Raw genomic sequence first — 23,005 nt, forward strand, 5'->3', positions numbered from 1 at the left:
GCATGAAAAGTCCTGAAAAAAAACTGATTGAACGATACCATTCAACAGCGATTTTGATGCACTGGCTGATTGCCATTGGATTGCTTTTTATGTTTGTAAGTGGTTTTTATATGGTGAATGCTGATATTTCAAAAGCGGATCAATTCAAGCTTTTTCAGATTCATAAAAGTGCCGGAGTACTTGTATTAATCGCTATCCTGTTTCGCGTTATGATTAGGTTTTTTGCCCTGCGCCCTGAATTACCTTCATGTATTAATTACAAAGAACGCCGTTATGCAAAGGTGGGACATTTGGGGCTATATTTAGCGATGCTGCTCATGCCCTTATCCGGTTGGCTGATGGTTTCAGCTAGTCCTTTTGGACTGCCCACGATCGTCTTCGATATGTTTGAGTGGCCACACATTTCGGGCGTCGCTAGAAATAAAGAAATAGAAAATATCGCGAGAAATGTCCATTGGTACATGGCACTTGGATTTCTGGCGTTGATTTCAGTTCATGTCGGCGCAGTTATCAAGCACAAATATAAAGATAATATAAATTTAACCACGCGGATGTGGTGGAGTAAAAAACATGCGGACTAGAACAAGTCACTTAAAGCATTGGTTGATGATACTTGGTGCGGTATTCGCGCTGCAGGCGTTTGCTCAGCAACTCATAGAGCGCTTAAGCGCAAACCAAACCAAGAGTACTATAAAATTCAGTGGTGAGCACGCTGGTATGCCATTTGAAGGTGTATTTGAAAAGTGGGATGCTACCTTAACGTTACCCCCAGCCCAAAATCCTGAAATAGCCGCGACCTTCTACCTTGCATCTGCAAAAACTGGTGATCGAACATATGATAGTACCCTTCCTGAAGGCGATTGGTTTGACATTGAAAATACGCCCCAAGGTCGTTTTGTTTCTACACAGATTCAAGCTTCCGCACAAGGTCGCTACGCCGTAAAAGGGGAGTTAACGCTTCGAGGCATTTCGAAGCCCGTAGCGTTTGAAATGATTAATACTGGCGAACAACTGATTGCAGATATTATCGTCCAACGATTAGCTTATAATATTGGTCTAGAATCAGACCCTGACGCCGAGTGGGTCAGTGCTGAAATTAATATTAAGTTACGAATAGCGATTTAAGTATTGAACGCTCTTATCCACTTGACTAGATCAGCAGAGTTGAGTGGTTTGCTGAAAAAATATCCTTGAATGTATCGAATATCGAGGCTCTTTAATACATCCAGTTCTTCGAGAGTTTCAATGCCTTCGGCTACTGTTGATGCATTGAATTCATCCGCAATTAGCTTAGTTGCAGCAATGATTGTTAGGTCTCTTTTATCAAGTGTTTGCAGGAAGCTTCGGTCAATTTTGATGACGTCAAAGAACATTGTCTGAAGTTGGTTAAGCGAAGAATAGCCCGTACCAAAGTCATCGATAGATATATGGATGCCTCGATCAGCAAGTGCATTTAATTGGGCGCTTGCTAATTCTCCATTTTCAAGCATCACGCTTTCAGTTATCTCTAGATGTAGTCTATTCGCCGCCAACCCACTTTCACTCAATGCAGAATCGATGAGACTGATAAATTTGCTGTCGAGCAGTTGTAGGGATGATACGTTGATTGATACGGCCGTGTCCTCAGAAAACTCCCATTTAGCCGCGTCAAGACAGGCTTGTTTAATCACCCAAGCGCCGATTTCAATAATTCTGCCTGAACGTTCTGCGATTGAGATAAACTCATCGGGGGTTATGTTTATGTCTTTGTGTTTCCATCTAATTAGGGCTTCTACTGCCCAAACCTTATTTGATTGAATATCAATAATCGGATGATAGTTAAGTCGAAATTCATTGTTTTTGAGTGCATTTTTCAAACCATCTCTGATGAATTGGTCGTGTTGGAATTCACTATATAAACTAGGCGTAAAGTAAATCGCATTGCCGCTTCTGAGATGCTTATGATGGTACATCGAAATATCAGCAAACTGTATTAGTTCGCCAGAGGTTTGACCGTGTTCGGGATACAGCGAAATACCGATACTGGCGCCAACGTTAAGTTGGTTGGAGGCTATATTTATTTTAGCTTTAATCCGTTCTTGAATGTTTTCAACCAAATCATTGAGTGCTTTCACACTCGCAAATGGAGTCAGCACTAAAAATTCATCTCCTCCCCACCTACACAACTGGCATTTTTGTAGTGCATCCGCATTGCATTTTGTAACCACTTCTTCTAGGCGAAGCGATATTTCTGATAGTACGCTATCTCCGATTTTGTGACCAAAGCCATCATTAATATCCTTAAACCCATCTAGATCGATAAAAAGTAACGCAAAATTTTCGTGCTTCGTGGTGCTTGTTTTTAGTCGCTCTTTCAGGTTTTTGGTAAACGCAGACCTATTCATTAGATTCGTAAGTGGGTCAATATTGGATAAATTGTAAATTTCCTCTGTTCTACGTAATACCTCAGACTCCAAGTGCGCGGCATGGTTATCCAGTTCAATATTAGCTTCACTCAATTTTTGATTAATGCGCTCAATCTCTTTTTTCTCGAGAGCCATGAGACTGAGCAGGTTTTCATTTTGATTTTTTAATACAAATGTCGTTGATATTGATTTACCGGCTTGGAAGGCTGAAGCTAGCATCACAAACCAAAATACAATCCCTAACCAAGCTATATAATACAGGTCTTGCATTTGCTCAATCAGAATCACAATTGAATAAGGTAATAAAAGTGCTGACATGTAAAAAACGGAAAGCACGGTCGACGCGGCCATGATGGTTATGGTGCCGCCTGCGAGCGCAGATAAAATAATAGCGCTAAGTGTTATTTCCATCAGAGAAGCAGATGGCATGACAAAAATACTGTACGACGCCCAAATACAACTATTTGCGACGATGCCTACCGCAAATCGTGTGATGATAGGAGCCGTATCGACTTTATTGTCAGCAAGTCTTTTTTGCGAAAAGAAATTGTCTGCTAGCCTCAAGCTATGAGACACAAATAGTAAAGACCAGATCAGTGTTTTATGGAATTGGTTTTCTGCGTTATCAAAGCCAAAACAAAGTAATGACATACAAGCAAAAGTCACAACTAAACCACCCAATGCATTGCCGTAGAGCAATCTTAAGCGAGCGACGGTATCCTGTTGTGATGAATTAAAAAGGTCTGGAGTATATGTCATAGTGCCCATTGGTTTTCAGGGGGTTCACAGCGTGTTAGCTTTTTCTATTAAGCTTTTACTCGTCATTATGTGGTTATCGGCTGCTCATCGATTTTAGATAATTTAGTTTCTAGTCATCTAACACCTTGAAAATAAAAATCACAAAGCCCCTTGCAGATATTGTTCTCACCCCAATATTCCAATTCTCTGTAAACAAAGTTTTTTGTTTTCAGATAGTTGCTTCGATAAAAACTAAAGTATGTTTATTTTCGTATCTAATTCGCGGATATAGGTTGGATAAAAATGAGTGTTTAAATTGCAAAAAACGGCTTTAATCGTTTTTTTTGTTTAGGTGAATCGTTTTTATTTAATTTATTTGTTAGGCAATCGAAGTTATCTTTAACTCAACGTAAAACGTTAACCAATAAACTATTTAACTTAAAAGGAAAATACAATGTCATTAATTAACAAAAGTATCCCTGATTTCTCTGTAGAAGCATTCCACAATGGTGAATTCAAAACTATCACTAGCGAAGACGTAAAGGGTAAGTGGTCTATCTTTTTATTCTACCCAGCGGATTTCACTTTTGTATGCCCAACTGAGTTAGAAGATATGGCTAAAATACACGGTGAACTTCAAGACTTAGGTGTAGAAGTTTACGGTGTATCAACTGATTCTCACTTTGTACACAAAGCATGGCATGACACTTCAGAAGCAATTGGTAAAGTAACTTACCCACTTCTTTCTGATAACGTGTTTGCATTATCTCGTGCATTTGACGTACTTATCGAAGAAGAAGGTCGTGCACTTCGTGGTACTTTCCTAGCTAACCCAGAAGGTATCATCAAAGTTGCTGAAATTCATGACCTAGGTATTGGTCGTTCTGCAAAAGATATGCTTCGCAAAGTTAAGGCTGCACAGTACGTTGCAAACAACGACGGTGAAGTTTGCCCAGCAGCATGGGAGCAAGGTCAAGAAACACTTACTCCAAGCCTAGATCTAGTTGGTAAAATCTAAGTCTTTTTAAGACGCGTCTTATCCAAGACATCCACTATGCAGGCAGATGTTGTCTGCCTGCATAGACACTAATTTCATTTGTTAAGTTGACTTAAGGGATGCTGTCTCTAGGTTAATGCACCTGAAAAAAAGCAATTTAGCAATTTTGAAAATAGTATTATTTAACAATGCGTTGTCATGCTAACCAAGTAATTGACTTAAGTGATGACAAACACTTTATAAGGAAACAGTATTATGTTGACTCCAGAAATTTTGAACGCGCTGAAGCAGTACACAGTTGATATGCAGCAAGCTGTCACCTTAGTTGTGCAAACAGGTGAACATGCTAAACGCGAAGAACTCATGACGATGCTCAACCAGTTTGCATCGATTTCAGACAAAATTATTGTAGAAGAGCGAGATAACAATGCTCGTCTACGCAGCCCAGTGACTTTCGAATTGGAAGTGGCGGGTGAACCTACTGGCATCAGCTTTTCAGGCGTGCCAGGTGGTCATGAATTTAATTCATTTATATTAGCTGTTTTACAATCTGGTGGCGTCAAGCTAAAACTTGATGACGCGATTCAAAAAATGGTGGCGAAGGTAAAAACTCCTTCTAAGTTTCAAGTGTATGTGAGTCTTTCGTGTCATGCCTGCCCTGATGTTGTTCAGGCAATGAATCAGTTCGCATTGCTTAACGATAATATCGAAGTTGAGATGATCGATGGCGGTGTTTATCCAGACCTAGTCGAAGAAAACGGAATCCAAGGTGTACCCACTGTTTTCATGAACGGTGAAGTATTTGCTAGTGGCCAAGTCGATACAGCTAAGTTGGTCAGCAAGTTAACCGATGCGCGTCCTGAAATGCTTGAGGCTGACGATTCAGTTGAAAAGCTTCCATTACAAGACGTAACAGTCATTGGTGGCGGTCCAGCCGGGGTAGCAGCTGCAATTTACGCCGCACGTAAAGGCTTAAAAGTGACGATTGTTGCAGACCGTTTTGGTGGGCAAGTCAAAGACACTATGGGCATCGAGAATTTGATTTCAGTGCCAAAAACTACGGGTCCAGAACTCACTACTTCTTTGATGACGCACTTAAATGACTATGAAGTTAATTTGCGTGAACACTTAAGAGTGACAGATATCCAAAAAGGCAAAGTCAAAACGCTGACCCTATCTTCAGGCGAAGTGATTGATACGCGCACGCTGATTGTTGCGACCGGCGCTAATTGGAGAAAGCTAAATGTGCCTGGCGAAGATGAAAACATCGGAAATGGCGTAGCGTATTGTCCGCATTGTGATGGTCCTTTTTATAAAGGCAAAGACGTTGCCGTTATCGGTGGTGGTAACAGTGGTGTTGAAGCGGCGTTAGATTTAGCTGGGATTGTCAAATCAGTTACGGTGTACGAATTCATGCCAGAGCTTAAAGCTGACCAAGTACTGATAAACCAAATTGAAAAACGCAGTAACATTTCAGTCGTTAAAAACGCCGCGACTAAAGAAGTAATCGCAGAAGGCGGGAAAGTGGTCGCGATTGACTACACCGATCGTGAGACTCAAGAAGTTAAACGACAGAATTTACAAGGAATCTTTGTTCAAATTGGGTTAGTGCCAAACAGCCAAGTATTAAAAGACGTTGTTGATTTAACTTCTTACGGCGAAGTGATTATTAATGAAAAAGGTGAAACTAGCGAAGAAGGTATTTATGCTTGTGGAGATGTTACCACTGTGCCGTACAAACAAATCGTCGTGGCGATGGGCGAAGGTTCTAAAGCCGCATTAGCTGCATATGATTATTTGCTAATGCAGCCTAGTGAAGATGAAAATGCTGAAAATAAAGGTGCTTCACAAGCTGCATAATGTAAAATATTATGTACGTTAACTAAGTTGACTTGCAAAAGCCCTTCTGTATAGAGGGGCTTTTTACATTGTCTCAGGGCCATCTTCAGGTCCATAAAATAAGCCCAGTTCTACACGAGAAAAAGCAGTGTTTTTACTGAGTTTTTCATAATGTTCAAGCATATCTTCATTTGCTTCAGCTTCTAAACTAAATACACCTTCAACGAGCTCTTTAATTTTATAAGTTTGTCTAAGCTCATCAGGCAAACCTTGATTATCATTGAGTACAACAACAATATCACCCTTCACCATCGCATTTTGTTTTACTGAATTATCAAACACCATGGAGCCGCGTGTAATTGGTAGGACTTTAGCCGTCATTTTGACACCATTTATCATTTTGCTAATAGGCTTAGATGGAAACCGAGCTTCAATCTCTGCTTCTGATATCGATGGCGGAACGCTTACTGCTGGTTGTTCTATTGATGCGCTTTTTAGTTCATTCTGAAAGTTTTCAGCTTCACTTTCTTTTGGCGAAGGCTGTGAACAAGCCCCTAACATTATTATACAAGTTGCTGAAAATATAATAGATATTTGCTTTTTGTTATGCGAACCAAACTGCAATTTCATGCTTTCCTCAGATTGTTTTGTTCAAGAATGTTGTTAATTTTGAAAGACAAGAGTATCTTTTATTAGTGGACAATGTAAACCTCTAAACAGGCGCATTAACCTCCACATACTTTGGATAGTATTCAAGTACCCAATTTCAGAGTACTGCTAATAATAAAAATGTTTATACATCCAGTGTTCAAGGCCTCTTCTTACCATGGTAAGCAAGGGGAGAACTACTTTACAATAAGATAATAAAGGAACATGCATGAAGGTATTCAAACCTACCGTTGTCGCCGCAACTATATCAGTGGCACTTGCATCTATCGCGGTTGACGCAGCACCGACCGACAGAATTCAAAAACAAACCAATAATGTTAGCTTCAATCAAGAACGCGCTAGCTTTGATGCTGCGGTTCAAAAACAGCTAGCTTCCATGCCTACCGTAACGGGTATGCAAAGTTAACTTTGACCAAGAGTTAGGTAAAACTACATTTTTGTGGGCGCCTAGAAATATGCGCCAACCTGACCTTTCATCAGTAGCACCAAGCGAACGTCCCACAGCGGCGGCTAATCATTTTATGAGCTTAGTCACTGGCATGGGGACTGACAAGGGCGCGATGAGCCAGGCAGTGATGAGATCTTTCCACGATACCGGTAAAGGCACTCGAATAGCTAAGTATAATCAGCAAATTCAGGGTGTAGAAGTGTTTAATCGTGAATTTAATGTCATGTTAAATGACGAAATGAGCCTTGTTGCAACTTCTGGTTATTTTGCGAGAAACCTTATTCCACAAGGGCAAATAGCTCCAGACACTAACTTTGGTGATGTTAACCAAGCAATTAAATTTGCTGTTGCAAGCGCAAGCGAAGGGCAGATGAACATTGAATTGGAGTCTTTTGAGCAAAAAGGCCAATATCAAGTTTTCAACGCTTCAGTGCAATCAGATACAGTTGCGCTGGGTTCTAAGCCTAGGGCTAAAAAGTTTATTTTGATGGAAACAATGGCTTAGTCCCATCTTATTACGTTGAAGTCGAAATCTCTGAAGCTGACAGTGTCAGTGGTGAGCTATTTTCATATGTTGTAAATGCTTTAACGGGTAAAATTTTACATCAACAAAGTATGACGGTAGACGATTCAGTCTTCCATTATCGCGCTTATGCAGAAGAAGATAAGACACCACTTCAAGGTCCTCACGGAAATGTTATCCCAGCGTTAGCGCCAGGAAACGTGACTGAAATTCTTGACGCCTCAATGGTTTCATTAGACACCATGCCTTTCTTGAGTACTCAAGACCCATGGTTGCCTGAAGATGCCACTACCACTTCTGGTAACAATGCTTTTGCTTATGCTGATGTGATAGCACCTCAGGGATTCTCACTAGGTGATTTCACAGCTGAAGTCACATCTGATAAGACCTTTGACTACGTTATTGACGAATCAGCGCGTGCCAACTCCTTTGGGAACAGAAAAGCGGCAATCGTAAACCTGTTTTACATGACCAACTTCTTACACAACTATTATTACGATTATGGTTTTGACGAAGCCTCTGGAAACGCTCAGGTTTCAAATTACGGTCGAGGTGGTCTAGAAGGCGATCCATTGTTACTTGAAGCACAAGATAACTCAGGTTTAAATAACGCAAACATGTCTACGCCGACAGACGGTGCTAGCCCACGTATGCAACAGTTTTTATGGACTGACATCGATGCTGTAGTGGGTGAAGATTGGGGTATTACAATTACCAACCCTGATTCGATCGGTGTGTTAGGAACCAGTCAGGTAGCTTCTTTTGGTCCCCAACAATATTCAGACCTTGCAGGCGAAATCGTGCGTATCGACGACGGTGATGATGCTGCGGGTGCCGGTAGCGTCACTGATGGCTGTCAACCCGCTATCAATGCTGAGGCGTTGGCCGGAAAAATAGTTATTATTGATCGTGGAGCATGTCCGTTTACAACTAAGGTACTCAGTGCGCAAGCTGCAGGTGCAGTTGGTGCAATAATTGTGAATAATAATGATGATGGCACACCGGCACCAATGGGTGGCTCTGACCCTTCTGTGACTATTCCTTCTCAAGGCTTAAGCTTCCAAGACGGCAAAACAATTTATGACCTAATTGATGCAGGTACTACAGTCGAAGCTGAGTTGTTTAGTACTTTCCCACTAAAAGACTCTACATTTGATAATGCAATCATTGCACACGAGTTTGGTCACTATATCCAAAATCGCTTGGTCGGTAATGGTGTTGGTTTAGGTAACTTCCAAGGCCGCGCGATGGGTGAAGGCTGGGCTGATGTTCATGCCATGTTATTTGTGACTAAAGAAGAAGATATGTTACTGCCAGGCAACGAAGAGTTTGGCCTTGGTTATGCCGTAGGTACCTTTGTTACAGACTTCTTCCGCGGTATTCGTCGTGCACCATATACGACTGATATGAATGTCAACCCGTACACGTTTGAACACATTTACTAGACAATGGTTTCGAGACTGATGTTGCATATGAAACAACCGAAATGGAAGTGGGCTACGCAGAGAACTTCACAGTGTCATTCTGGCATTCATACTTGTTCGAAACAGGATTCGATGGTGGTGTGGTCGAGTTATCAGTAAATGGTAGCGAGTGGCGTGATGTGACTGAATTTGGCGGTCAGTTCCAATTTGGAGGCTATAACGCAGTACTAGATGCTAATTTAGAGGCGCAAGCCTTGGCTGGTAGAGCAGTTTTCACCGGACGTAATTTTGCACCAGCTAACGGTGGCGCAGAGGTTATTGATTTTGGTTCTGCACTAAATGGAAATATGGTTAAATTCCGTTTCCGTATCGCTACCGATTTCGCAGTAGGTGATTTCGGTTGGTTTATCGACAATGTGACCTTCACTAATGTTGCAACGCCAGTTTACTCAGCAGTGGTGACGGGTGAAACAACTGCCTGTGATAACTCACTTCCACGATTGGCTGATGTAGCTTCGGTGACTGTCGATGAGCGCGCAACAGCTACATTGACAGCGTCTGCTGCTGATAGAAATGCTGACGATGTACTAAGCTATTCTTGGACGCAAACCTCGGGTCTGAGTGTTGCGATGCAAGGCGCTGATACAGCAACGATGTCTTTTGCTGCGCCTTCTGTCTCTGCTAACTCTACCCTAGGATTTACGGTCACAGTAAGCGATGGTACTGACGCGGTAAGCACCTCAACAACGGTGAACATTAACAATCTACCTGACCCAGTAACTGAGGCTCCTTCTACAAGAAGTAGCGGTAGCATGGGCTGGATTGCATTGTTGCTAGCACCGATTGCATTTATTAGAAGACGACGTTTCTTTAAATAGGTGCTCATAGTAAAAGGCTATCGAATGCGTTAGCCTTCTCCAATAGATAAAAACCCGCTGAAAAGCGGGTTTTTTATTACTTACTCTTTTTATACTAAAAGTCGTTTAGATAGTCTTCCGGTAGGCTGTCAAGCTTAGCGACACCAGAAGTAATTGCGGCATTGGCGACGGCAGTTGCTATGCGCTTACATAGCCTTGGGTCCATCGGTTTTGGAATGATGTAATCCTTGCCAAAACTAAGAGAGCTTGATTGGCTTGCGATCAATACTTCTTCAGGTACTTCTTCTTTAGAAACTGAACGCAGTGCCTCTACCGCAGCTACTTTCATTTCGTCATTTATTTCACTTGCGCGAACGTCTAATGCGCCTCTGAATATAAATGGAAAGCACAATACATTATTTACCTGGTTAGGGTAATCTGAGCGTCCGGTTGCCATAATTAAGTCTTTTCTAACTTCATGAGCAAGCTCAGGTTTTATTTCCGGGTCTGGGTTCGAGCATGCAAATACAACAGGGTTGTCAGCCATTAACTTTAGCGCTTCTGGAGGCAGAACGTCTGGGCCTGATAGGCCTAAAAACGCATCTGCGCCATCTAGTACATCTTCTAGTGTTCTTTTGTCTGTGTTGTTAGCGAATAGAGCCTTGTGTTCTGTTAGCTCTTCTCTTCGCGTATGAATAACCCCTTGTCGGTCAATCATATAAATGCGTTCTCGCTGCGCCCCGCATTTGATTAAAAGTTCCATGCAAGCAATAGCGGCGGCACCCGCCCCCATGCACACAAAGCGAGCTTTAGAGATGTCTTTGCCTTGAATTTCAAGTGCATTTAACATACCTGCCGCAGTGACGATTGCTGTGCCATGCTGGTCGTCATGAAATACAGGTATTTTACAACGCTTGATTAGCTCGCGTTCGATTTCAAAGCATTCTGGTGCCTTAATATCTTCTAAGTTAATACCGCCAAAAGTATCCGCAATATTGGCAACGGTATTGATAAATTCTTCTGTTGTCCTGTGTTTTACTTCTATATCAATAGAGTCCAATCCAGCAAAGCGTTTGAACAGTAACGCCTTGCCTTCCATAACTGGCTTGGATGCCAATGGGCCAAGGTTTCCTAGACCGAGGATGGCAGTACCATTTGATATGACAGCAACCATATTGCCTTTTGCGGTATAACGATATGCAAGGTTAGGATCGGCAGCAATTTCTCTGACGGGTTCTGCTACACCTGGACTATAGGCCAAGGCTAAGTCATTTACAGTGGCAGCTTCGGTTGTCAGTGCAATTCCAATTTTTCCTGGTTTAGGGAACTCATGATAATCGAGTGCTTGTTGGCGAAAATCCGACATCTTTTTAATCCTTGGTTGCGATGATAGTGCGGTGACTAAATAATTTTACTTTTTAACAACGTTCGGGCTTACCGAGTTCAACTGAAAAGCACACAAACATTTTGATAATTAATTAATAACACAATGTAACATACTTCATTGAATAAACACGAGTTTGTATAGGTTTAGTGAATCAAAAACAGAAAATGCTTAACGTTATGAATATAAAAGATATTTATGCGTTTTAGAACCTATATAATCCATTGCTTATATAGAATATAGATGGGAATAGCTAGCTTGATACTTGAGAGTTATCTTAAAAGTGATTGCGTAAGCGCGTGGAAGTTTTAGTTAATTAAACTACCGCATTAATAAAAAAGCCTTCTTACGAAGGCTTTTTAATCAAATCAATTGAATTAACAAGTATGCGTTACGAGCGCGCTTTTCTTCTTAACCAAACAACAGGGGCTAAGAGCAAGGCAATCCATCCCATGCTACCACTGCCTTTATTATTGATTTGAACCGTTACTGTCTCTGAAACTGTACTGTTGCCATCACTCGCGGTGACAACAAAGCTCATTGTAGTATCTGAACCAACGTCTGGTGCTGTTACTGCAATTGCATTGGTCATCTCACCGTTGATCGTGATAGTAACTGCGTCACCGTCAGGGTCAGTTGCCGTAGCGCTTACTGCGAAGTCTTGCTTCTCATCAACACTCAGTGGAGCGACTACGTTCAATACAGGCGCGTCTTGTACTCCTTCTACATAGATATCAACACTTGCTGTTACAACAACCGCTTCGGCTGTATCATCTGCGCTGACCTCATTCAGAGTATAAGTAAAGCTATCCATGCCAAAGTAATCGGCATTAGGTGTATAAGTAACAGTACCATCGTCGTTGACTGCCGCTGAACCGTTCGCCGGCGCATCACCAATCATTAGCGTACTCATATCTAAGTCTGCAACTTCAATACTGACTGGATCAAACGATCTGAACGTACCAGAGAAAGTTTCCATAGTGAAAGTATTCAATACAGTCGTTTCATCATCATTCGCCAATACGTTGATGTTAACAGAAGTATCTTCGGTTACAGTCGCGCTATCATCCATGAAGTCTCTTGGCGAACCTAGCGACCCTGCATAAGAAATTTCAAGAGAATCACCTGCGCTTGCAGTTAGTAGGAACTCGTTTCCTGCAGTAGGAAGTGCACCAATAACCTCTCCAGGTGTCACAGCTGCAACAGTAATACCCACTCCACCTGTTGAATCTTCCGCGCCCACAACAACCCCAGGCACTTGAGCTAAATCCGGTGCAGTTGTTGAACCGTAAACCATCGAAATTTTACCAGTTTCGTACTCTAACCATATTTGCATGCTGATATTTGAACCAGGCATGTTATACATCTCAGCATTGGCCCATTCGATAACAAAATGTCCAGTATTTAGACTTGCAACATAGATATCCCCAGCACCAGAGTCTGAGTCACTGGTTCCATTTAGGTCTAAGTCTGTCCAATATGGAGCGACAACATTGTTTGGCTCAGCTAAGCTAGGCATTATCTGTGGGAAAGGAGTCGAGACTCCGCCAGAAGACGTACCCAAGCTAATAAAACCATTCGAAGAAACGACAACAGAGCTGTATTCTTGACCCAAATATGAAATCGATTGAGGTAGACTGTAAGTAAGCGTCGTATCATCACATACTGCTGAACAAACTTCTGGCGCAACGCCAATTGCTGCCATTGGTGTATACGCTGGCAGCCCAAAACCTGTCAACAAATCACCTATTGATGTATCAGGCGTAACTTGCATTGAAGCTGTATTTAAAGCCCCTTGCCATTCTAGTGTACGAGAACCAGCATCCCAAGTTACGGGTTCTTGAGAACCGTTTTTGGTGGCCGATAATGTTGATAGCGTTAGGTTATATTTTTCGTCAACTTGACCTTTGACGCTTATTAACCCCGTAATCGCTTGGTTGCTAGCAATCATTTCAGTAACCACTTGCTCACCTGGTGCGGCTGAGCTTGCGCTACTTGAAGCTGACATTAGCGTTGCATTGTCTGAAGAAACCGGATACACAGCAACTGGCACGTAATAGTCAGTTGTTTCTGCATCATCATCAGCCCAGTTGATCCCGCCTAGCGCCCATTGTCCAGCGCTCGCGCTTGCAACGTCTAAGTGAAGCGTAATTTCAGCAGAAGCGCCCGCAGGTAAAGTAGCATTGCTTGGTGTTAGCGTTGCATCAATAGCACTATCGCTGAACATCATTGAAGGCGTTACACTGACAGCGTCGTCGCTTGTATTTGTCACTGTGATTGACAACGTACACTCAAGGTAACAGTTTCCATCCACCATGCTCAAGTCGCTGTATGTTAACTCAGCAGTTGAAGCGCGTGCTAGGTCTAAACGGCCCGCGCCTACGTCAAACTCATCTGTCGGAGTTAACGCGTCATCTTTTAATAAACCATCTCTTATAGATGAAGTGACTAAGGCACTCTTAATCTGCATCGCAGACCATTCAGGCTTCATTTGCTTAAGAATAGCTGCGGCACCGGCAACGTGGGGAGATGCCATTGACGTCCCATTTTTGAATGAGAAGTTTTCGCCAACATGGTTCGGTGCTTCAGGTGATTCACCTGAGAAGATACGAACACCTGGAGCGGCTATATTTGGTTTCAAGAATGAAGGATCCCCGTTAGGCCCTCTTGAACTGAAATCAGCCATGATATCAGCCAAACTATCAGATGCTGTTCGAACAACTTCATCACCAATAGTTCCTTCAACGGGTGTGTCTGAACCAGCAACAAGTTCGGCTAGCGCCGCACCAGGTGTTGCGGGAATCATTACCGAAGGGATACCTTGCTCTGGTGATAAGCCTCCCATTTGGATCGGAGCTTCACCGCGGCCTGGTGCGTTGTAAACGATAACACCAACTGCGCCGGCTGCTTCGGCGTTTGTAATTTTATCAACAAAACCACATGCTCCGCGGCTAATCAATGCGATTGAGCCGTCAAAAGCTGCGTCTGCAAACGCGTTACAACCTTCGAAATTAGCTTCATCTAATGCACCCGCAAAAACGATAGGAGCTGTTAAAGGTTCAGTGATGGGTACAACACCTGCCAAAATAGCTGGAACGCCGGTAAGGGTGTCTGATCCAGTGACACTTAATTCATTAGCGAAAAGACGATTGGTAGTTGTCGCCGCTACTGTAAGTACATCGTCACTACAGCCAGGGCAGCCAATGGTTGTCGGGTTTGGACCATCGTTGCCGGCAGCAAAAACGGTTACAACGCCGGCATCCGCCATCGATTTGAATACGGTTTCGTAAGGAGAGCCAACAGGTGAGCCACCGGCGCCACCACCCCATGAGTTGTTTACTACGTCTGCACCATCCAGTAAGGATGCTTCTAGCATAGAGAGTAGCATTGAATTAGAACCTGACGAGCTAGCTGGGTCTGCTGGTGTCGCATACAAGCCTTTATAGACCATCAAGCGCGCTGCAGGGGCAACACCCGAAATTTCAGCAGTTGCACCACCGCGCTCAGCCATCACGCCATAATTACCAACAGCCGTTCCCGCTACGTGAGTACCGTGACCATTAAAGCCCAGAGGACTGTCATGCTCTTCTTCAACAATTGCAAAACCATCTGGTACGTCAGCATGTCTTGCAACAATCAATTTGTTATTACAGAAATCAGGCTCAACAGAACAGTAGTCATCTGATGGAAGCGTATCAGCCGCAACAGGATCGAAGTTATCACCTGCAAATAGTGGGTTTTCTGGACGAATACCACTATCAATCACGGCTACGCGAATGCCTTCACCAGCTTGCTCTTTGCCACCCACTTTTTCCCAAGTAGAAATTGCATTGATTAAATCAAGACTGGCGTCCATCTGTGCGTGCTGAACAGTATCTGGATACACATTCTTAACACCGCTCATTGCTAGAAGTGAATCTAAGCTATCGATGCTTACTTCTGCTGCAAAACCGTTAAATGTTGCGTAGTAAGAGAAGTCAGCTTTAAATGATTTATCAATGGTTGCCAAGGAGCGTTTAACTTCATTTTGCCGAGTTTCTAGGAATGACTTGTATTCTTTTGCGGCAGCCGAATTGAAATTAATCTTTGCGTCGGAGCGTGTGAATTTTTCGCTGGCTGCAGGGTTTACACCACTGAACTGGGCCATTGGTAAATCATTTAACTCTACGATAACTCTTACGCGGTCGTTGTTGATCGAAATGGCATCTTTGATAATTGCCTTTTTGTCAAATGACGCTTCTACTGCATCGGTTCGTTCGACAGAGTAACCTTTAATTGGCGCGCTATCTATATAAGCAATAGATGAGGCACTGTATAGGGCTGATGCAACCACCATACTGACTATAGTCTTTTTCATATATCTTCCCGTTAAAACATCAACAAATCGGTGTTTGTTGTAACTTGTATGTTAAACACGTGTTTATTTTAAAATAGAATGTAATAACATTGCTTTGCGAAGAAATTTCGGTAATGCAATGTAATTATCTGCTTGAAATGTAAACTGTCGTGTTTGTTGTGGATTTATTATTATTATTATTATTAATTTATGCGGCGTTTAGTGAGGTTTGCTCATCTATTTGACCGTCTGGAACAGTAGTATCATAAATCTGCAGCTTTTGTAATAGCTTTGGGTCATAAATTTATTATTTTTTTTGTGTTTGTGGGTTTATTGAGCGTTATCTTTAGTTTACTAATTGACGGGAATAAAAAAACCCGAACATGCAGCTCGGGTTTTTGTAATAACGCTTAGAAAATGTTTATTTCTTGCTAAGTGCGCCAAAACGCTTCTTGAAGCGATCAACACGACCACCAGTATCAACGTTACGTTGCTTACCTGTGTAGAAAGGGTGACATGCTGAACATACGTCCAAGTTGATGTCTTTAGCAAGTGTAGAGCGAATGTTCATAACGTTGCCGCAAGAACATGTAGCTGTGATTTCGTTGTACTGAGGATGAATACCGTCTTTCATGGGATACCTTAAATTATATAGGCCGTCTCGCTATACAACCCGAAGTTGCACACCAAACGAAATTAATTAAAAATCAACCGCTCGCGAGGTTTAAACTATACCCTTGAGTAGCTGCGTAAAATTTGGACGCGAACTATACTGGATTGAGGGCTGGCGATCAAGCAAAGTTTAGTCGATGTGAAAATCAACGACTAGTAGTGCGCTTGTATTAATAGTATCGTTTGCAGCATCTCAAACCTCACCCATCATTTGGAATTTAATAAGGAGCCGATCAAGTAGTGTCTGTCATCATTCAGGTTGCGCTTCCAGTCCCTTTGTTCCGTTTTTTTGATTACCGCATAGAGTCAATTGGACAAGATGATTTGACTACTCTCTTGGGTAAAAGAGTCTCAGTTCCTTTTGGCCCAAGGCAAATAGTGGGAATGATTGTAGATGTTCAACAAGACGTCGATTATGACCGAAGTAAGATCAAAGCTATCATCGAGCTAATGGATTCAGAAGCCATTTTTGACTCGACCTTTCTGTCACTTGCTAGTTGGTTAAGCGACTTTTACCTCCATCCGCTGGGAGAAGTAATCGCAACTATGCTACCGGTTCTGTTACGTAAGTCCGCGAAACTCGAATGGCCACACATCGAATATTTGAGTATAGACGAATCAAATTCTCAAGATTTGGATGTAAAACTAGGGCGCTCAAAATTGCAGTTAGCATTATACAAGCAACTTGGTATAGGTGAGAGAGCCTTAAAAGACATTCGCAAAACACACAGTGCAGCGACAGTAAAAGCATTAATTGATAAAGGCCTTGTTCAAAAACAAAGTAAGCCAATTCAAGCGCTAGACTGGCAGGCTCAGTTAAGAATAGCTGAAAAGCCCAGACCCAATTTAGAGCAATCAATTGCTATTAGCACAATAAATGAAGCCGTGGGCTTTAATACATTTTTGCTCGAGGGCGTGACGGGTAGCGGAAAAACGGAAGTTTACTTACAAATCATCGAGCCATTGTTATTGGCGGGTAAACAAGTTTTGATCTTGGTACCAGAAATTGGTTTGACGCCACAAACTGTGTCACGTTTCGAATCTCGATTTGGTATTTCAGTAGGGGTGCTGCATTCAAATCTAAATAACAAAGAACGTGCCTTGGTATGGAAGCAAGCCAAAGAGGGTGAAATTGGCATCGTCATTGGCACGCGGTCTTCTGTTTTTACGATTTTGAAAAATCCAGGCATGATTATCGTCGATGAAGAACACGATGAATCATTTAAGCAGCAAGACGGGCTGCGCTATCATGCTAGAGATGTTGCCGCCTACAGATCTAAACAGTTGGATATTCCTCTGATACTAGGCAGTGCAACGCCATCACTGGAAAGTCTGCACAATACTATCGTTAAAAAATTCAGACATTTACCACTCACGCAAAGAGCTGGCAATGCCACTATGCCAACCCAATTGTTGATGGATATGCGTAATCAAAATCATCAATTCGGGATTGCTGACTCAATGTTGGAAAAGATCAAGGTGCAACTTGAGCAAGGCAATCAAGTCATGGTGTTTGTCAACCGGCGCGGATATGCGCCGAGTATTATGTGTCACAGCTGCGGTCATGTAGAATCTTGCGAACCTTGCGCGACCCCTTTTACCGTGCATAAGAGTGCTCGCAATTTACAGTGCCATCGCTGTGCAGCAACACGCTATATCCCTAATAAATGCAGTCGTTGCGGACATAAGGAGTTGGTCACAGAAGGGATCGGCACTGAGCAAATACAACTGGGCCTTGAGCAACTATTTCCTGACTATAAATCAATCAGAATTGATAGTGACTCTGTTCGAGGCAAGGGAAAGCTAACAAGATTGCTCACGCAGATTAACAATAACGAGTATCAGTTGTTGATTGGCACTCAAATTCTCTCTAAGGGCCATCATTTTCCCAATGTCACCATGGTCTTGATTCTGAATGTGGACGGCGCTTTATTTAGCGCAGATTTTAGAGCGCCAGAAAAGCTCGCTCAGTTGATTACGCAATTAGCAGGGCGGGCAGGGCGCAGCGATAAACAGGGCGAGATGTGGTTGCAAACGCACAATCCACAACATCCTTTACTTCAAGACTTAATAAACAATGGTTATGGCGATTTTGCTCGCTTTGCTTTACTTGAGCGAAAACACGCGCTGTTGCCACCCTACGAATACCAAATTGCGCTTCGCGTGGAGTCAACTTACTTACTCCAAGCTGAAAAATTCTTAAAAATGAGCTTGCCGATATTTGAGCAATTCCAAAAGTTAAGAGCGATTGGGCCGTTTCCCGCATTTATTGAAAAAAAACAGGGCCGTTTTCGGATGCTGTTAATTGTTCAATCAGCTTCGCGTTCTTATCTCAATAAAGCGATGACACAGGTGGTCAATTTCTTGGACCAACAAGCTGAGTCTAAACGAGTAAAGTGGTATGTCGATGTTAATCCAATAGATTTTAATTAACTGAAATAAGACTAAACCTTTTTGCTATTACGGTTATAATTACCAACCAATCAAAAAGAAAAATACGCGCTAAGCATTAAACAAATATGGCTCATAAAGACTACGTGTCACGAGGACAAAAAAACGTCCAGTGAAGAAAAAAGCAGTGGCTCAGCCGCTGCCTTGGTTTAGGATTTTACTTGCACTTGCGATCATTGGGGCGTTTGCCTATGGCTTATGGTTTTTAAGTACTTCCAACACGTCAAAGCCTGAGCCGCTTGCTGATAAACCAGAATCTGTTAAAGCTATTAGTCCAAAGACAAATGAACTAGAAGACCAAAGCTCGCTGCCAGTGTTAGAAGAAGAGCAATGGGAGTTTATAGAGTCCCTGCCCAACTATTCAGTAGAAGTTGATATAGAAGAGCAGCAAGTATCTCAGCGGCCCTATTTAATGCAGTGTGGTTCGTTTAGAACCGAAGCTCAAGCCGAAAAACTAAAAGCCGAAATCGCCTTTCAAGGGATGGAAGCGCAAGTGTTAGAGAGCAAAGGCAAAAACGGTATTTGGTATAGAGTAGTGTTGGGCCCATTTGATCGTAAACGCGAAGCAGAAAAAGGTCGTCACCAGTTGCGCAGAGCTAATATTAACAACTGTAAAATATGGTTCTGGAATTAATGATTTTGGAAGGCATCGTGGCAAGCTCAAGCATATCCATCAAATAGCATCGCTGAAGTTTGGCTTGAAATAATATTGACTTGAAATAATCAAAAGTTGCCCCATTTCCTTATCATCTGCGCAACGATCCGCAGGCTTGATTAGGAGAAAAAATGACTACCATTGTATCAGTACGTCGAAATAACGAAGTGGTTGTCGCGGGTGATGGCCAAGTTTCATTTGGCAATACCGTCATGAAAGGCAACGCGAGAAAAGTCCGTCGCCTTTACCACGACAAAGTACTCGCAGGGTTTGCCGGTGGCACCGCCGATGCCTTTACCTTGTTCGAGCGTTTTGAGTCAAAGCTTGAAATGCACCAAGGCCACTTACTTAAATCAGCAGTCGAACTTGCAAAAGACTGGCGTACCGATCGCATGCTTCGCAAACTTGAAGCGATGCTGATTGTTGCTGATCATACTGCGTCGTTGATCATTACCGGCACTGGTGATGTGGTACAAACTGAAAACGACTTACTTGCGATAGGTTCAGGCGGAAACTTTGCACAAGCTGCAGCCACTGCACTGTTAGATAACACTGAATTAAGCGCACAAGATATCGCCACCAAAAGCTTATCCATAGCAGGTGATATCTGTATTTACAGTAATCAAAACCAAACGGTTGAAACCATTACTTATTAACAAATTCAACGTTGTAGCCTGAACCGTTGCAGCGATAGGAAGCACTATGTCTGAAATGACCCCAAGAGAAATCGTGCATGCTTTGGACAAACATATAATTGGTCAAAGTGATGCAAAAAAAGCCGTCTCAATTGCTTTAAGAAATCGATGGAGACGCATGCAACTTGAGCCTGAACTAAGGCAGGAAGTGACACCCAAAAACATCCTGATGATTGGACCAACAGGCGTGGGTAAGACAGAGATTGCACGACGTTTAGCAAAACTCGCTAATGCTCCGTTCATAAAGGTTGAGGCCACAAAATTCACTGAGGTCGGTTATGTGGGCAAAGAGGTCGAAACGATCATCAGAGACTTAGCCGATATCGCGGTTAAAATGACTAAAGAGCAAGCCGCAAAAAAAGTGAAATATCGTGCCGAAGAAGCGGCCGAAGAGCGGATTTTAGATATTTTGTTACCGCCGCCTAAAAACTCTTTTGGCGAAACAGAAGAAGTCAAAGATAAAGGCACTCGCCAAGTTTTCCGCAAGAAGTTGCGCGAAGGTCAGTTAGACGACAAAGAAATTGAAATCGAAGTGGCGCTTCCACAAATGGGTGTTGAAATCATGGCTCCTCCTGGCATGGAAGACATGACTAACCAGCTTCAAGGCATGTTTCAAAACCTAGGTGTCGACAAGAGCAAAAAGAAAAAGCTTAAAATCAAAGATGCCTTTAAAGTCCTCGTTGAAGAAGAGTCTGCAAAACTCGTTAATCAAGAAGACCTTAAAGAACAAGCCATTGAGTCCTTAGAGCAAAACGGCATCGTGTTTATTGATGAAATAGACAAAATCTGTAAGCGCGAAGGAACGGGATCTGCCGATGTCTCTAGAGAGGGCGTTCAACGAGATTTACTGCCATTAGTTGAAGGTTCTACGGTATCAACTAAACATGGCATGGTTAAAACAGACCACATTTTGTTTATCACCTCAGGTGCATTTCAGATGAGTAAGCCATCTGATCTCATTCCAGAGCTTCAAGGTCGCTTGCCGATCCGCGTTGAGCTATCCGCGCTTAGAGTGGAAGATTTTGTTCGGATACTGACCGAGCCAAACGCATCGCTGACTCAACAATATACTGCGTTGATGAAAACTGAAGGCGTTGATATTAGTTTTGACGAATCGGGCATTAACCGCATTGCAGAAGTATCTTGGCAGGTGAATGAAAAGACCGAAAACATCGGTGCAAGACGTTTGTATACGGTAATGGAACGATTGATGGAAGATGTGTCTTTTGAAGCTTCGGATCGCGCGGGCGACAGTATCAAAATTGATGCAGCTTATGTCGATGCGCACCTTGAGGCATTAGCTGATAACGAAGACTTGAGTCGCTTTATTCTATAAAACCAAATAACAAAAGTAAGTATTTACTTAACATGAAGTTAGACACAAAAAGCTACGACATTGCGCGTAGCTTTTTTGTTTCTGCATTTTTGTGTGTTTCTTGATATGGCGTTTTGGTCAGTAGCTTAAATAGGTACTCACTTATCGGATATTGGGTAAGGCGTTCAAATTCAGCAAAACGCGGTGCAGGGTTAGCTTCTAAAAAAACATATTCACCGCTAGTGGTTCGTCGCCAATCAATCGCAGTCCATTGCATATGAAAGCTTTGCATAATCGTGAATGCGAGTTTTTCAATGTGTTTAGGAAGCGCAATGGGCATCAGTTTTATCGTGTCGTCTAACCTAAAATCTATACTATCTGATTCAACAATTGCGCTAAAAAGAACAGTACCCACCACATAAGTTCTAACATTTGTTCCCTCGATATATTCTTGAATAGTGAGCGGCTGTTTTTGCAACTCCCTTTCGATTTCAGCTAAATCGTTTTGCCCGATTAAACGGGTGTGTTGACCACCGTGAATCGGTTTTACAATGCACTTGGAATGACCTTTTAAAAACTCATCGGCACCTTGAATATCATTGCCAAAAAATGAATCAGGCACCTTTGCACCCAAGCGCTTTGCCAAGGCCAATTGCAAAGGCTTGGTCTTATGAAACTGAAATGCATCCCATGAGTTACACCAATTCGGATGACGCTGTTTAAAAAACACTTGAAGCCATGAAGAGAAGTTCAATTGAGTGACATTGTCGCCTTGCGGAAGTGAGATGCTGTCCCAAAAAATCCCTTTAAAGTGTTTTATCGGATAAATAAAATTATCTACGTTTAACAAAAGCTGGTTTTTGTTGTCTATAAACATAGCGTTGTTATCGAAAAACACCTGAGCGTCCATACAAATATATGCTTGTTGATTTCGCTGGCAGTGATTAACGAGTAACTGAATATTTTCGGAGCGCAAGCTGCCTATCAGTAAGATGGGGCTATCCATGAGCTGTTTCCTTTGGGACGGGCTTGAGTGGTTGTTTCTATGTGATAAGACAGAAAATTTAAGCTGTTTTTAAAACAGACTAAAAACAGCTTAAATCGAGTTTCGCAATTAAATAAACGGTTTCCAATCACCGCCATCTTCACCTAGCGCGAGTGTAATAACGACAGGTAGTTTATTCTTATGCGGGTCTGGCGTAATCGTTTCTCTTGGTGGCACGATTTGAACAGGACGGGCTTCTGGCCATAAGCATCCGCCAGTGACTTGTGTTGCTTGTTCGTTTGTAAGTGTTTTGAATTTTTGATTTTGCATGCGTTTTCTCCTTGAATGAGCTTGCAATAATGACTTATATGCAGTGTTTAATATGCTAAAATACTGCGCTTGATGAGATGCTTGACGTTAACGGTATTTGGTTGGTTAAAACATCCATGTGGCATCACATGAATTAAGAATAACCCAAGTTGTGTTTGATGAAACTGGTCATTAGCCTAGCGCAAGTGGAAATGCTAAGTTTCTATCCTTTGATACAGCGGGGTCGAATGAATTTAGGAGTGTTTATTTTTCGTTTTTGCCGTTTTTTTAGCATTTTCCTCT

General features: G+C 42.4%; 19 protein-coding genes. 12 read left to right on the top strand and 7 right to left on the bottom strand.

Features of this window, described 5'->3' with window-relative positions; all coding sequences use genetic code 11:
- Positions 1-2 precede the first annotated feature (2 nt).
- Both KUL10_RS12200 and KUL10_RS12205 read left to right on the top strand, forming a co-directional pair.
- Positions 3-581 carry a cytochrome b gene (locus KUL10_RS12200; protein ID WP_110429208.1) on the top strand — a complete coding sequence of 193 codons (579 nt, stop codon included), beginning with the start codon at positions 3-5 and terminating at the stop codon, positions 579-581.
- Complete coding sequence (locus tag KUL10_RS12205; RefSeq protein WP_110429209.1) at positions 571-1,125, top strand: YceI family protein; 555 nt, start codon at positions 571-573, stop codon at positions 1,123-1,125. Before KUL10_RS12200 ends, KUL10_RS12205 begins: the two co-directional genes overlap by 11 nt.
- On the opposite strand, the gene KUL10_RS12210 is transcribed toward KUL10_RS12205, so the two are convergent.
- Positions 1,122-3,164, bottom strand: coding sequence for a bifunctional diguanylate cyclase/phosphodiesterase (locus tag KUL10_RS12210; protein ID WP_158525379.1), 2,043 nt, complete (start codon positions 3,162-3,164; stop codon positions 1,122-1,124). The genes KUL10_RS12205 and KUL10_RS12210 overlap by 4 nt on opposite strands.
- Before the next feature lie 433 nt (positions 3,165-3,597).
- Between KUL10_RS12210 and ahpC the strand changes: the two genes are divergently transcribed.
- Together ahpC and ahpF are read left to right on the top strand one after the other, a co-directional pair.
- Positions 3,598-4,161, top strand: coding sequence for an alkyl hydroperoxide reductase subunit C (gene ahpC / locus KUL10_RS12215; RefSeq protein WP_110429211.1), 564 nt, complete (start codon positions 3,598-3,600; stop codon positions 4,159-4,161).
- Positions 4,162-4,395: 234 nt separating this feature from the next.
- Positions 4,396-6,000: an alkyl hydroperoxide reductase subunit F gene (gene ahpF, locus KUL10_RS12220; protein WP_110429212.1), complete on the top strand. Its 1,605-nt coding sequence runs from the start codon at positions 4,396-4,398 to the stop codon at positions 5,998-6,000.
- Between the two features lie 63 nt (positions 6,001-6,063).
- On the opposite strand, the gene KUL10_RS12225 is transcribed toward ahpF, so the two are convergent.
- On the bottom strand, positions 6,064-6,609 hold the full coding sequence (locus KUL10_RS12225) for a hypothetical protein (RefSeq protein WP_110429213.1): 546 nt from the start codon (positions 6,607-6,609) through the stop codon (positions 6,064-6,066).
- Positions 6,610-6,856: 247 nt separating this feature from the next.
- Here KUL10_RS12225 and KUL10_RS12230 point away from each other — a divergent pair, with 247 nt between their 5' ends.
- From KUL10_RS12230 to KUL10_RS12245, 4 genes are all read left to right on the top strand, one after another.
- Positions 6,857-7,054, top strand: coding sequence for a hypothetical protein (locus KUL10_RS12230; protein WP_110429214.1), 198 nt, complete (start codon positions 6,857-6,859; stop codon positions 7,052-7,054).
- 49 nt (positions 7,055-7,103) lie between these two features.
- A complete protein-coding gene (locus tag KUL10_RS12235; RefSeq protein WP_110429215.1) occupies positions 7,104-7,601 on the top strand; it encodes a hypothetical protein in 498 nt (165 codons plus the stop codon).
- Positions 7,602-7,711: 110 nt separating this feature from the next.
- Complete coding sequence (locus tag KUL10_RS12240; RefSeq protein WP_110429216.1) at positions 7,712-9,064, top strand: M36 family metallopeptidase; 1,353 nt, start codon at positions 7,712-7,714, stop codon at positions 9,062-9,064.
- Positions 9,065-9,135: 71 nt separating this feature from the next.
- Complete coding sequence (locus KUL10_RS12245; RefSeq protein ID WP_233499804.1) at positions 9,136-9,921, top strand: GlyGly-CTERM sorting domain-containing protein; 786 nt, start codon at positions 9,136-9,138, stop codon at positions 9,919-9,921.
- Between the two features lie 94 nt (positions 9,922-10,015).
- Here KUL10_RS12245 and KUL10_RS12250 read toward each other — a convergent pair whose 3' ends face one another.
- The 3 genes from KUL10_RS12250 to rpmE all read right to left on the bottom strand — a co-directional run bounded on the left by KUL10_RS12250 (position 10,016) and on the right by rpmE (position 16,254).
- Positions 10,016-11,266 carry a malic enzyme-like NAD(P)-binding protein gene (locus KUL10_RS12250; RefSeq protein WP_110429218.1) on the bottom strand — a complete coding sequence of 417 codons (1,251 nt, stop codon included), beginning with the start codon at positions 11,264-11,266 and terminating at the stop codon, positions 10,016-10,018.
- A 409-nt stretch (positions 11,267-11,675) separates the two neighbouring features.
- Positions 11,676-15,641, bottom strand: coding sequence for a S8 family serine peptidase (locus tag KUL10_RS12255; RefSeq protein ID WP_110429219.1), 3,966 nt, complete (start codon positions 15,639-15,641; stop codon positions 11,676-11,678).
- A 400-nt stretch (positions 15,642-16,041) separates the two neighbouring features.
- On the bottom strand, positions 16,042-16,254 hold the full coding sequence (gene rpmE / locus KUL10_RS12260) for a 50S ribosomal protein L31 (protein WP_110429220.1): 213 nt from the start codon (positions 16,252-16,254) through the stop codon (positions 16,042-16,044).
- A 278-nt stretch (positions 16,255-16,532) separates the two neighbouring features.
- Between rpmE and priA the strand changes: the two genes are divergently transcribed.
- The 4 genes from priA (at position 16,533) to hslU (ending at position 21,429) form a co-directional block, all read left to right on the top strand.
- A complete protein-coding gene (priA, locus tag KUL10_RS12265) occupies positions 16,533-18,725 on the top strand; it encodes a primosomal protein N' (protein WP_233499805.1) in 2,193 nt (730 codons plus the stop codon).
- Between the two features lie 130 nt (positions 18,726-18,855).
- The gene (locus tag KUL10_RS12270) at positions 18,856-19,377 is read left to right on the top strand and encodes an SPOR domain-containing protein (RefSeq protein WP_233499806.1); all 522 of its coding nucleotides are present in this window, start codon (positions 18,856-18,858) and stop codon (positions 19,375-19,377) included.
- Between the two features lie 152 nt (positions 19,378-19,529).
- Positions 19,530-20,054 carry an ATP-dependent protease subunit HslV gene (gene hslV / locus KUL10_RS12275; protein WP_110429221.1) on the top strand — a complete coding sequence of 175 codons (525 nt, stop codon included), beginning with the start codon at positions 19,530-19,532 and terminating at the stop codon, positions 20,052-20,054.
- A 46-nt stretch (positions 20,055-20,100) separates the two neighbouring features.
- Entirely contained in the window at positions 20,101-21,429 is a 1,329-nt protein-coding gene (gene hslU, locus KUL10_RS12280) for an HslU--HslV peptidase ATPase subunit (RefSeq protein WP_110429222.1), read from the top strand.
- Positions 21,430-21,481: 52 nt separating this feature from the next.
- On the opposite strand, the gene KUL10_RS12285 is transcribed toward hslU, so the two are convergent.
- Both KUL10_RS12285 and KUL10_RS12290 read right to left on the bottom strand, forming a co-directional pair.
- A complete protein-coding gene (locus KUL10_RS12285) occupies positions 21,482-22,414 on the bottom strand; it encodes a RimK family alpha-L-glutamate ligase (RefSeq protein ID WP_110429223.1) in 933 nt (310 codons plus the stop codon).
- A 108-nt stretch (positions 22,415-22,522) separates the two neighbouring features.
- The gene (locus tag KUL10_RS12290) at positions 22,523-22,723 is read right to left on the bottom strand and encodes a hypothetical protein (RefSeq protein WP_110429224.1); all 201 of its coding nucleotides are present in this window, start codon (positions 22,721-22,723) and stop codon (positions 22,523-22,525) included.
- Positions 22,724-23,005: the final 282 nt, after the last annotated feature.

The organism is Glaciecola sp. KUL10, from assembly GCF_003203515.1.
Taxonomy (GTDB): Bacteria; Pseudomonadota; Gammaproteobacteria; order Enterobacterales; family Alteromonadaceae; genus Glaciecola.